At 47.6% G+C, this 12749-nt stretch carries 6 protein-coding genes; 4 read left to right on the top strand and 2 right to left on the bottom strand.

All coding sequences use genetic code 11. The features are described 5' to 3' along the window. Positions 1–6: 6 nt before the first annotated feature. A complete protein-coding gene (locus tag H3H32_RS17055; protein WP_182463862.1) occupies positions 7–2481 on the bottom strand; it encodes a helix-turn-helix domain-containing protein in 2475 nt (824 codons plus the stop codon). Positions 2482–2693: 212 nt separating this feature from the next. Continuing rightward, on the bottom strand, positions 2694–3116 hold the full coding sequence (locus tag H3H32_RS17050) for an EamA family transporter (RefSeq protein WP_182463861.1): 423 nt from the start codon (positions 3114–3116) through the stop codon (positions 2694–2696). 617 nt (positions 3117–3733) lie between these two features. On the opposite strand from H3H32_RS17050, the gene H3H32_RS17045 reads away from it, so the two are divergent. From H3H32_RS17045 to eat, 4 genes are all read left to right on the top strand, one after another. Continuing rightward, the gene (locus tag H3H32_RS17045) at positions 3734–6889 is read left to right on the top strand and encodes a SusC/RagA family TonB-linked outer membrane protein (RefSeq protein WP_182463860.1); all 3156 of its coding nucleotides are present in this window, start codon (positions 3734–3736) and stop codon (positions 6887–6889) included. Positions 6890–6891: 2 nt separating this feature from the next. Further along, positions 6892–8445 (top strand): SusD/RagB family nutrient-binding outer membrane lipoprotein, encoded by a 1554-nt coding sequence (locus H3H32_RS17040; RefSeq protein ID WP_240543796.1) that lies wholly within the window; start codon positions 6892–6894, stop codon positions 8443–8445. A 184-nt stretch (positions 8446–8629) separates the two neighbouring features. Further along, entirely contained in the window at positions 8630–11137 is a 2508-nt protein-coding gene (locus H3H32_RS17035) for a phosphocholine-specific phospholipase C (protein ID WP_182463859.1), read from the top strand. Positions 11138–11282: 145 nt separating this feature from the next. Continuing rightward, complete coding sequence (gene eat, locus H3H32_RS17030) at positions 11283–12620, top strand: ethanolamine permease (RefSeq protein WP_182463858.1); 1338 nt, start codon at positions 11283–11285, stop codon at positions 12618–12620. Positions 12621–12749: the final 129 nt, after the last annotated feature.

Genomic DNA, 12749 nt, shown 5'->3' with positions numbered 1-12749 from the left:
ACTCCATTACGCCCCACTTGCTTCGGCTTCTGCTCGCATGGCGTATTGAACAAACCGAATATCGCTGAACGATACATCATTGCCCAGACTCTGCCGGACCTCGGTCAGTGTTTCAGAAGGATAATTCTCGAGGTATGATCGTATAGTGGCAATTTTTTTTGCGGGTAATAACGCATCAACAGTTAAGTCGCCAGTACCAACGTATTTGACTAAGTGGCTTTCGACAGTAGAAACGGCTAAACTGCGTTCTGCAGCAATCTCTGCAATAGTTTTTCCAGATTGGAAAAAGGCTAGTGTGATAGCAGGCGATAGTTCCTTCGGCTCTTTGGGCGGTTTCGGTTCTTTAGGTGTCTTTACTTTTGGGGTTGATGAACTCGCTACGCGCCCGACTGGGTTTTCCTGAACAATGCGGAGGATTGCAGCGCCGATTTGTCTTACTTTCGTTTTCCCAAATCCCTTGACGGCCAATAATTCTGCCTCTGTCGTGGGGCGGACACGAGCCAGTTCGACGATGGTTTTCTGAGGCAATACCATAAAGCCCGACGTGTTATGTTCACCAGCCAGATCATTTCGCCACTTCATTAAGGCTCCATAAAGTCCACCACGAGAAGACCCATCAGAGGCCGCTTTCTCGGCAGCCTGAGGCTCATGTTTTTTACGTTCAGGCTGGAAATCCAACTCGGCCCGATTGCGGGTTTGCAAATAGGCTAAGGCATTGAAGCCTTCCCGACAGGTTTCAAAACTGCGCAGTTTAGTAAAAAGCTCCTTTTCCAATTCGTCCAGTGATTCCAGCATCAGATCACGTACTTTCTTGTTATCGCAATCGGTAGGAAAGCGGTGCAGCAAAGGAAGCAATTCGGTGCTGAGCAGGGCTTGAAAGTAGTTCCCCGCCTTTCGGACGCGCTCCTGTAATTGTGGATTGGCTTCCGGTAACTGGTCACTAGCGAAGTAACTCGGCAATTGTTGTAGAAAACGCTGAGTCACATCTCGGGCTTTATCGCGCAGGAGATCAGTGAGTTGAGTGATGATCGGGCTGGCTTCTGCATCTAAACTACTGGCGTGTTCGTTAACAGTCCGTCGGCAGCGATACAATAACGAGTTGGCACGTTCGAACGAAAATAATTCCTGTAATAAGCCTTGCTGATTAGTTCGTTTGGCCTGATACAGATGCTGTTCATTTGGAGTTTGTTGCTGAACCTGTTCGTGAAAATCTTCTAGCTTAAGTTCCGTTTTGATGCTGTGTGATGGAATCGGAGCCCGCAAAACCAGCCCATCGAGCGTTTTGCAGCGACTTAGGGCCACATAGACTTGCCCATGTGCAAAAGCGGCTGAAGCATCGATAATTGCTTTTTCGAACGTAAGTCCCTGACTTTTATGGATGGTAATGGCCCAGGCCAGCTTGAGTGGAAACTGCCGGAACGTGCCAATAACTTCACCTTTAATTTCTTTGGTAGTTGGATCAAGGGTGTATTTGATGTTCGTCCAATCGGCCGGGTACACGGTAATTACCTCGCCATCCTGCTGACTCGTGACATAAATGACATCCTCATCCATATCCGTTATCCGGCCAATTTTTCCGTTGTAATACAGCTTTTCCCGTGCAATATCATTCTTAACAAACATTACCTGAGCCCCAACTTTCAGATCGAGACTAATTTCAGTAGGGTAGGCATGAGCCGGGAAATCCCCTTCAACTGTTGCCGTAAAGGTTCGTAATGGCTTTTTGAGGCTTTGTAATTTCGTGCTGTTGATCTGCTGAGCCGTCGTGTTGTGGGTCGAAAGGGTAATATAGCCTTCGGTATCACTGGGCGAAAAATCCGGAATGTAGCGTTGATTGAGATCGGCGAGTTGTGCCTGCGTGACGGTTTTTTCGCGGATGCTGTTGAGTAGGCTAATAAATCGCTGGTCGGATTGACGATATATGTGGGTTAGTTCAATCGATACGTAAGGCGTCTGACGGAGAGCACGACTACTGAAAAAATAACCAGTGTCGTAATACGGTTGCAGCAACTCCCATTCGTCGTCTTTAATGACGGGAGGCAACTGTTGCATATCGCCAATCAGCAGCAACTGCACGCCACCAAATGGCCCTGAATTAGATCGGTACCGCCGAAGTACTTCGTCGATCCCATCAAGCACATCGGCCCGAACCATACTGATTTCGTCGATGACGAGTAAATCGAGGGTACGCAATAAATTGATTTTCTCTTTGTTAAACTTCTTGCCTTCGCGTTGAGCAGTACCCGGTGTCAACGGCCCAAATGGAAGCTGAAAGAGCGAATGGATCGTAACTCCACCGGCGTTGATGGCAGCCACACCTGTTGGCGCTACCACCGCGAGACGCTTGGCACTGAGTTGCTTAACCTGTTGCAGGAAGGTTGTTTTACCAGTCCCCGCTTTACCAGTCAGGAAGATATTCTGGTTCGTGTGCAGAACAAAATTGTGAGCAAGGGCAAGCTTTTCGTTTACGGGAGCGGGCATAAAAACACACAGGAGATAAATAACAAAGATACTTATTTCAATAGAACGCTGATTTTTATGGTGGTGAAGATTTATACTGATTTTTAATTTAAAAGGTATGATATCCATTCCTTCGTACAGCTTTACCTTGTCATATAGATCATAAAAATCAGCATTCTATTTTTCGTTTTATAGACGATTTCTTAGGTTAAACGTCATCCGATAGTAGCTTATCATCCTTTTGCAAGGGCAATCGTAAGGGCTCCAGCAGCCATCATCACGGCTCCTGCAATAACCTGCCAACTCAATTTTTCTTTCAGGAACACGGCGGCCAGGATGATAGAAAAGACAAGTGAGAAATTGGTCAACGGTGATACCTGAGACGCATTTCCTAGTTTTAACGCACGAAAGGAAAGGAGAGACGATACGCACGTTAGTACACCCGCAATAAGTAAGTAAATCCAGACACGTCGTTCAATCCGCGCTAGGTCAGGGAGATTACCCTGGGCGATCACCACCGTCCATGATACCACTACAATCAGTACCGACTGAATGGCAAATGCCAGACTGGAATCAACATGTTTGATACCTGCCTTTGAGAGTGTAACTACAGTGGCGGCAGCTAAAGCGGCTGATAAGGCAAAAACAATCCACATAAAATTGAAAGACAGTGTATAGCCTATAAAGCCGAAAGTATGGCGAAATGATTTGAAAAACTTTCAGTACAAGTTACGACTGCTCAAGGCTCAGCCCACATCACTCGCTTAGTAAACCTAAAAGTCCGACTTGTAGGCAATCGTAACGCTTACTAGTTGATACCGTTTACGTTTATGTTAAGTAATTATTGATTTAATATTATTTCTATAAAGGACATTTTATTAAAATTTAATAATTTAAAAAGCAGAAATATCGGTATTTAATATAAGTAAATAGGCAGATTTATAATAAAAACTACAATTCTGTGCAAACGTTTGTCTAGGGTATTGCAAACGTTTGCACAGCCGATTCTCGACCAGTGAGCAGGCCTTCCCCCAAATTTTCTGTTGAGTCCGGAGCCTTATCTCCCTAGCTTTAATCTTGTTTTAACTTGAATGTTAAGCAAATGTTAACAAATCTGGTTGCATATCGGCAGATGGTTTTCTCGTTGTGCTGAGCACCTAGCGACATTCATTAACGGCCTCAACGTACCCATCAATTTGTAGTCTTCCTATTTTCTAACTAACTGTACAACCTGCATATGGTACACTCTCTACAAGACTGTAGATCATCCCTCATGTTCGCAAGGAGCTTCCGCATTCCGTTGCTGATTCTCCTCACCTGCCTGACATTTTACTCGACGTACGCCGGTACAATCAAGATGGCCAATTCGGTAGTAGTCAATAGGGCTGAAACGCCAGCCGACATTACCATTACGGGTGTTGTCAATGATGTAAAAGGGAATATCCCTCTGCCGGGCGTAAACGTAACGATCAAAGGCACCACCCGTGGCGCAACTACTGATGCGCAGGGTAGATATCGAATCAACGTAGCGGGTGCTGCGGATGTACTGGTCTTTTCATTCATTGGCTATGTGAACAAAGAAGAAATCGTTGGTAATCGCACAGAGATCAACGTAACAATGGCCGACGACCAGAAGCAGCTCGACGAAGTTGTGGTAACGGCTCTGGGGGTGAAGCGTGAAGAACGCTCCCTGGGTTATGCTGTTCAGAAAGTATCAGGTGCTACCCTGCAAACCGTGAAAGGTGTGAACGCGGCTACATCGTTAACGGGTAAGGTGGCCGGGCTTTGGATTAAAAATAGTACTGAATTCAACGAAGCGCCATCACTCTTACTCCGGGGTGAAACGCCTTTGTTGGTGATCGATGGCGTGCCCTATGGGAACATGACGATCGGGAACATTCCGCAGGATGATATCGAAAGTATCGACGTCCTGAAAGGACCAACGGCTGCGGCTTTATACGGTTCGCGTGGGGGGAGCGGTGCCGTTATTGTGACAACCAAACGCGGAGCTGGTTCGAAGGGGCTAACGGTAACAGTCAACTCCAACAACATGGTTAATGCGGGGTTCCTGATGTTGCCAGAAGTGCAGCATTCGTACAGCGCTGGTCTGGGTGGCGTATATGACCCAACCGACTATGTATGGGGGGCCAAACTGGATATTGGCAAACGGGCCATGCAGTGGAATCCAATCTCTAAACAGATGGAAGACATGGAGTTGGCCTCGCGTGGCAAGAACAATTTTCAGGATTTCCTGGTACCGGGCGGTATCACAAACAACACTGTGAGCATCTCACAAAGTGGAGAGAATGGGAGCTTCCGGGTTTCGCTGAACCATATTTATAACAAAGGCCAATTCCCGAATTTGAAATCCAATGCGATGAATTTCTCCGTTTCGGGCGAAATGAAGGTCGGGAACAAATTCACGTTGTCGAGCCAGATGGGGTACAACCGGAAAACAGCCCCTCAAATCTCGGGATCAGGTTATTCCGCGCAGGGCTACATCTACAATATCCTGATCTGGATGGGACCTGAATATGACCTGAGTCTCTACAAGGATAACTACTGGCTAACGCCGAACGTACAGCAAAACTGGCATTACAAGGCCTGGTATGATAACCCATACCTGATGGCGTACGAAAAACTGAACGGCATCGAGCAGAATAAAGTAAACACCAATCTGACGGCTACGTATGAAGTGTTTCCAGGCGCCAAAATCATTGTTCGTCCGGGGTTTGATATGTTCTTCAATAATGAGACCCGACGCAATCCGCCCAATATCCTGTCGACTCGTGGCTGGACAGCCAATGGGATGTATTCAATCGATCAACGGAATGGCTATAGTTTCAATGGCGATGCCTTGTTGACCTACAACAAATCCGTTGGCAAGCTGGATATCGATGCGCTGGCAGGCGGAACAATTTATACCTATGGCAACAAGGAACTCTACAGTTCCACTCGCGGAGGGATTGTGGTACCGGGCTATTATTCGCTGAATAACTCAATCGAACGGCCTGACGTAGTCGTTAACCCGAACCCAAGTACACAAGCGTCACTCTTTACAATTACTGATGGTACGCCTTATGGGAGAAAACAGGTCAACAGTGTATATGGTAAGCTAACGCTCGGCTATATGAATGCGCTCTTTCTGGATGTAACCGCCCGAAATGACTGGAGTTCGACCATGCCGCAGAGTTCACGTTCGTACTTCTACCCATCGGCCGGGGGGAGCATAGTGATGAGCGAATTCCTTAAGATGCCTACTGGTATTGATTTCTGGAAAATCCGGGGTTCCTGGACGCTCTCTAAAACCGACTTGGGCGTATTTGCCAACAACCAAACCTATTCGACCACAACGGCTGATTGGGACAACTTCAACTCGGCAACCTACCCAACAACCATTCGGAACAGCGCGGTGAATCCGGAAACCAACCGTACCTGGGAGATTGGTACGTCGGCTTACTTCCTGGGCAAACGATTTAAGCTCGATGTAGCTTACTTCAATAAGTACAACTATAACATTCAGACGAGTGCCACGGTCTCATCAGCATCCGGCTTCACATCTACCCTCATCAACACGGGCCAAAGCTACATTCGCAAGGGTGTAGAAGTAAGTCTGGACGCTATGTTAGTCAAGACGGGTAGTTTCCAGTGGAATGCAGTTGCCAATTATTCCTTCAATCACCGGTACTTTAAAGACCTTGACCCCGTTTACTCAGCCGTTAACCTATGGACCATACCCGGTGGACGAACCGACACCTATACGGGCCGGACCTGGGTTACCGACCGCTCGGGCAATTTAGTTCACCAGGCTAGTGGTTTGCCGCTGGCCAGCAATTACAACTACCTGTATGGCTATACCGACCCTAAGTTTATCTGGGGCCTGGCCAACAATTTTAAATGGAACAATTTCACACTTGGCCTGAGCTTCGACGGACGCGTTGGCGGTCTATTGAACAACTATAGCTCCTACAAAATGTGGGATACCGGTTCGCACCCAGACAGCGACAACCAGTGGCGTTACGATGAGGTGGTGAACGGCAATAAATCGTATGTGGGTCAGGGTGTGAAAGTTACGGGCGGAACCATCACGTACGATAACCTCGGTCAGGTTACCAGCGATACCCGTGAATTTGCTCCGAATGATATTAAAGTATCGTACCAAAGCTATGCCCGTACCTACGGCGATGGCACACGGGGCGTAACCAATGCGACCTTCCTGAAGCTACGCGAGGTCTCGATTGGTTATACGCTTCCCAGCGCATTTGCCAGCCGCATTGGTGCCCGTACGGCCAGTATTTCACTAACGGGACAGAACGTGCTGATGTGGGCGAAAGCATTCCGCTTTGCTGATCCAGACAAAGCCGATGACACCCAGCTTACCTCGCCTTCGGTTCGCTACGTAGGGGCTAATATTCAACTTACGTTTTAATCATGATCAACGCCTTTCGAATGAAAACGACTTATAAACACTGTATACTCGCTGGGCTGTTGATGATAGCATCGACCAGCTGTTCCCATTTCGATGAATTAAACGCCAACCCCGACGCGGCTGTAAATGCTACCGCACCCATGTTGGCAACTAAGCTCATTCTGAATATTACGGACGAGACAATCAGTACCAATAAAACGTTTATGCAGCCGGGTATGCTGGGTAAAACGATCCTTTACACCGAGTTTGCGGAGGATATGCAGTACAACAACCTGGGCCGTACCAGTTATGACGTACTGCCCGTGCTGACGAACGTGGAGAAAATGCTGAATTACTCCGTAGCGGGTTCGGTGAAAAACTCGTACACGGCACTCGGGCATTTTGTGCGGGCCTGGAAGTTCTTCAACCTAACGATGCGGGTGGGTGATATTCCTTACAGCAACGCGTTGAAGGGCGAAAGTAATAATGTGGCGCCAACCTATGACACCCAGAAGCAGGTGTTTCAGGGTATCTTAAATGAGTTGGACGAAGCCGATAAATTGTTCGCTCAAGGGGCAACGTTCGATGGAGATCCTGTTTACGCGGGTAATGTTACGAAGTGGCGTAAACTGGTCAATACGTTTGAGTTACAGGTGTTGCTCAATCTGTATAAGAAAACCAGCGATACCGACCTGAAAGTAACGGAGCGGTTTAAAGATATTGTCAATAATCGGCCTGTTTTTACAAGTAACGCCGATAATTTTCAGCTGGTTTATTCCGACAAAGCGAGTCAACGGTATCCGTTTTATAAACTGAATAATCAGGCGATGATCTACACGATGGTCTCGAGCACATTAACCGATAAGCTAAAAGCGCTGGACGACCGTCGGTTGTATTATTATGCGAACCCATCGACTGTGCAACTAGCGAAAGGCAAAGCGGTTAATGACCCGACGGCTTACATCGGCACTGATCCGTCGATGGTTTACGCTGACGTAAGTAAAATCTATGCGACTAAAGATTTCTCGAACGTCAATAGCCGCTACATGGAATTGCCCGCCAGCGAACCCGTTTATTTACTAAGCTATGCGCAGTTAAAGTTTATACTGGCTGAGGCAACCGTTCGGGGGTGGATTTCGGGGACAACGGCAGCGGCCTATTATACAGACGGTATTACGGCAGCTATGAAGTTTGTGATGGATAACACGCCCAACGATCCGGCTTATCACCATAACATGCCAATCACTGCCGATTACATCAGCAGCTATGTGGCATCGGATAAAGTGAAATTAGCGGGTACGTCAGAGCAGCAGATTGAGCAGATAATTACGCAGCAATTCCTGAGTACGTTTTTACAGGCTCAGTACAATGCATTCTTCGAAAATCGTCGGACAGGCTATCCTGTTTTTCCGGTTAATCCGGCGTCAAACATGAACGTACCGGGTAATAAGCTGCCCGTGCGCTGGCTATATCCGCAAAGTGAACTGGATTACAACGGTACGAACGTAAAGCTGGCACTGACCAATCAGTATAATGGCAATGACAACACCAATGAGCAAATGTGGATTTTGAAGTAATAAATCTTGAAATGACTGGCGCGGGTTTGAACCCGTGCCTTTTCATTTCGTCAGTATTCACTGCCACGGGTTCAAATCGCGCCAGCGCCTTATTATTAAATCATCAATTACTGAATAAAGAATCGGTAAAAACGGGTACTTTTTGGACCTTTAATCGTATCTTGATAAACAGTTACTGACTAGTATGGATTCCAGACGGGATTTTCTTAAAAAAGCAGCTTTACTCTCAACGGGTTTATCGGGCATCCTTCCCGAGTCGATTCAAAAAGCGTTTGCGATTGATCCACACCCCGGCACCACCTATCTGGATGCTGAACATGTGGTTATTTTGATGCAGGAAAACCGCTCGTTCGATCATACATACGGCATGCTTCAGGGCGTCCGGGGGTTCAACGATCCCCGAGCGATTAATCTGCCGAACAAAAACAAAGTCTGGCTGCAAACCAACGCAGCGAATGAAACTTACGCTCCGTTTCGACTAAATCTGAAGGATACGAAAGCTACCTGGATGAGTTCGTTGCCGCATTCCTGGGAAAATCAGGTCGATGCCCGCAACGGAGGGAAGCAGGATAAGTGGCTGGATGCCAAGAAATCGGGCAATAAAGAATACGCGAAAATGCCCCTCACAATGGGGTACTACAACCGAGAAGACCTTCCGTTTTATTACGCGCTGGCCGATGCCTTTACGGTGTGTGATCAGAATTTCTGCTCGTCGCTAACGGGAACCACACCGAACCGATTATACTTCTGGACGGGGGCTCTTCGCGATCCGCGCGATCCGAAGGCAATGGCTAACGTACGCAACGAAAATGTAGATTACGATTCGGAAGTTGATTGGACCACGTTCCCTGAACGACTGGAAGACCTCGGGATTTCCTGGCGGATTTACCAGAATGAGATCAGTTTATCGACCGGACTTCAGGGCAAGCAGGACGAATGGCTAAGTAACTTCACCGATAACCCAATCGAGTGGTTTTCGCAGCACCAGGTTCGTTTCCATCCGGCTTACTATCCCTTTATTCAGAAGGAAGAGAAAGCTCTTCCCGAACGTATTCAGGCGTTGGAGGCCAAATTGAAAGCTCTGCCCGAAACCGATAAGGACTACGTTCATACGAAACGGGACTTGGCTAATCAGCAGGAGTGGCAGAAAATCGTCAAAGCTGATTTGGTGAAATATACGCCCGAAGCCTACAAGAAGCTGTCGCAACGGGAAAAGAATCTACACGAAAAGGCATTTACCACTAACGTAAACGATCCTGATTATCGGACGCTAACCACAAAAACGTATCAGGATGGTAGTGTTGAGCGCAAATTGGAAGTACCGAAAGGCGATGTATTGCATCAGTTTCGCGTTGATGTAAAAAACAAGAAGCTGCCTACCGTTTCCTGGCTGGTGGCTCCCGAAAACTTTTCCGATCACCCCGGAGCCCCCTGGTATGGTGCCTGGTATATTTCGGAGGTGATGGATATCCTGACCCAGAATCCGGATGTCTGGAAAAAGACGATTTTCATACTGGCCTACGACGAAAACGATGGCTATTTCGACCACGTTCCACCGTTCGTTCCAGCCCATCCCGATCAGCCAGAAACCGGTTTAACCAGCAAAGGCATTGATACACGCTTGGAGTTTGTTACCAAGGAGCAGGAGGATAAACGCCCCAATAAAGGCCGAACCGGGCCAATTGGGCTAGGCTTCCGGGTACCCCTGGTAATTGCATCGCCCTGGAGTCGGGGTGGATTTGTGTGCTCGGAAGTGTTCGATCATACGTCTACGCTTCAATTTCTGGAGAAGTTTCTGAGTCATAAAAAAAGCCAGAAAGTCGAAGAACCTAACATCAGCGCGTGGCGCCGGACTGTTTGTGGTGACCTAACTTCCGCCTTCCGACCCTATCAGGGTGAGAAGATCAAACTGCCTGAATTTGTTGCCAAAGAAGCCTTTATCGAGAGCATACATAAGGCGCAGTTTAAACCCGTACCTAGTGGTTACAAAGCATTTAGTGCGGATGAAATTCGGGAGATCAATCAGAACCCGGTAGCTTCTTCGCATATACCTACGCAGGAAAAAGGAATACGTCTCGCCAATGCCTTGCCCTACGAATTATATGTTGATGGCCACACCAGTGGAAAGCAATTCACCCTAACGTTAGCGGCTAAAAACGAAGCTTTTGGCAAACGAGCACTGGGCGCTCCTTTTCAGGTTTATCAGGTTCTACCTGATGATGTGAAAATTCGGTCATACACCGTTGTCGCTGGCGATCAGCTCAGTGGCTCCTGGTCATTGGATGGGCCTTACCATCTCTGTGCATATGGGCCAAACGGGTTCCTGCGCGAATTCAAAGGAGCCGCGAATAACCCGGCTATCGAAATTTCATGCGCTTATGAACGAGATGCTAAAAAGCAACTAACGGGTAATGTGCTGGTGAAACTCAAGAACCTAGACCCGCAACGTTCTCATGTTGTCCAGCTTACCGATAATGCTTACCATGCAAAAGGAGAGCAGAAAACGTTGGATAAGTCGGGGACGAAAGGTGCCCAGCAGACCATTGTGATGAACCTAAAAAATAGCCACAACTGGTATGATTTCAGTGTAAAAGTTGCCGGAGTTGATAACTTCGAACAACGATATGCTGGCCGTGTCGAGACGGGTAAGGTTGGTTATAGCGATCCCTTGATGGGAATGGTTATCAGTTGAACTGCTCTGAATGGCGCGAGTATTTACTCGTGCCTATTATAAAGGCCAGCATTCGCTGGCGTATAAGTCAGACATTCATTGCGCCAGCGAATGCTGGCCTTTATAATAGGCACGAGTAAATACTCGCGCCAGATAGAATCCAACAATGACAGAAAACCCACCGGCACTAAAAAAAGCGTTAAAGCCTATTCACTTGTGGGCTATCGGGGTAGGACTCGTTATATCCGGTGAATATTTTGGCTGGAATTATGGCTGGGGTGTAGCCGGTACGGTGGGTCTGCTGATCGCTACACTCATTATTACAGTACTCTATTTCACATTTATTTTCAGTTTTACCGAGCTAACTACGGCCATACCAAACGCGGGTGGGCCGTTCGCTTATGCGTTGCAGGCATTTGGCCCGCTCGGAGCGTTGGTGGCAGGTTACGCAACGCTGATTGAATTTCTGTTTGCCACGCCCGCTATTGGTTTGGCCCTCGGGAGTTATGTTCACTTTCTATACCCTTCGATTCCGGTAGTCTGGTGTTCGGTTGCGTCGTTTGTGGTTTTCACGGTTATCAATCTATTGGGGATAAAAGAAGCGGCCTGGTTTTCACTGATAATGACAATCATTGCTATCGGTGAATTACTGCTTTTTATCGGCGTTGTGTATCCGCATACCAGCCTGGATACGTTCATGCACAATCCGATGCCCTTTGGTTGGCCGGGCGTGTTTGCTGCGTTGCCGTTTGCCATTTGGCTGTTTGTCTGTCTGGAAGGCATCGCTATGGTTGCCGAAGAGGTAAAAGAGGGCAGTAATGCCATTGCCAAAGGTTACATCTCAGCCGTATTGACCCTTGCTTTTCTGGCTCTAACCGTCATGGTCAGCGTGGGCGGCATTACCGAATGGGAAAAACTAGACCATCTCGATTATCCGATGCCCGAGGCCATTGCGATTGTACTCGGGCGACAAAATCCACTAACCAAATTCTTTGCCAGCGTTGGTTTGTTTGGTTTGATTGCTTCGTTTCATGGGATTATCATAAGCTATTCCCGGCAGATTTTCGCGTTGGCACGCAGCGGTTATTTACCGCATGCTCTTTCAGGGGTGAGTAAAACCCGTCAGGTCCCTTATTGGGCTTTACTGGTCGGAGCGATCTTTGGTATTGTGGCGCTTATTGCGTTGGATACAAGTAAGTTGGTTGTTCTGTCAACGATTGGTGCTGTAGTTGTTTACGTCATTAGCATGTTGTCGTTGTTCAAACTGAGGCAGAGTCAGCCTACGATGTTGCGACCGTTCAAGGCGCCATTTTATCCGGTTGTTCCTGCCATTGCACTCTTGCTGGCACTCGTAGCCCTGTGTGCGATGATCTATTTTTACAGCTGGTTGAGCTTGTTGTTTTTTTGCGGTTTAGTGGCTGTTATGGGTTTATTTTATGTATCAGGTCGGTATCGGAAAATAAAAGAGGAATGGGAGTTACCCCACCCCCGGCCCCTCCCCTGAAAACAGGAGAGGGGAGAAGGCTCTCCCTATAATATTCCTCACTCGGCAAAACCAAGCGAGAATGTAAGTCGACTTCTGTCTTTAGCCCCTCTCCTTGAAATAAGGAGAGGGGTTGGGGTGAGGTAAATC

Origin of the sequence: Spirosoma foliorum (assembly GCF_014117325.1) — a bacterium.
In the GTDB taxonomy this organism is placed as follows: Bacteria; Bacteroidota; Bacteroidia; order Cytophagales; family Spirosomataceae; genus Spirosoma; species Spirosoma foliorum.
This window is presented reverse-complemented; position numbering and strand designations above follow the sequence as displayed.

Bases quoted from the DNA above. Each gene is read 5' to 3' on its own strand.
- H3H32_RS17040 (WP_240543796.1), top strand. From the start codon at position 6,892: ATGATCAACGCCTTTCGAATGAAAACGACTTATAAACACTGTATACTC.
- H3H32_RS17055 (WP_182463862.1), bottom strand. From the start codon at position 2,481: ATGCCCGCTCCCGTAAACGAAAAGCTTGCCCTTGCTCACAATTTTGTT.
- eat (WP_182463858.1), top strand. From the start codon at position 11,283: ATGACAGAAAACCCACCGGCACTAAAAAAAGCGTTAAAGCCTATTCAC.
- H3H32_RS17035 (WP_182463859.1), top strand. From the start codon at position 8,630: ATGGATTCCAGACGGGATTTTCTTAAAAAAGCAGCTTTACTCTCAACG.
- H3H32_RS17045 (WP_182463860.1), top strand. From the start codon at position 3,734: ATGTTCGCAAGGAGCTTCCGCATTCCGTTGCTGATTCTCCTCACCTGC.
- H3H32_RS17050 (WP_182463861.1), bottom strand. From the start codon at position 3,116: ATGTGGATTGTTTTTGCCTTATCAGCCGCTTTAGCTGCCGCCACTGTA.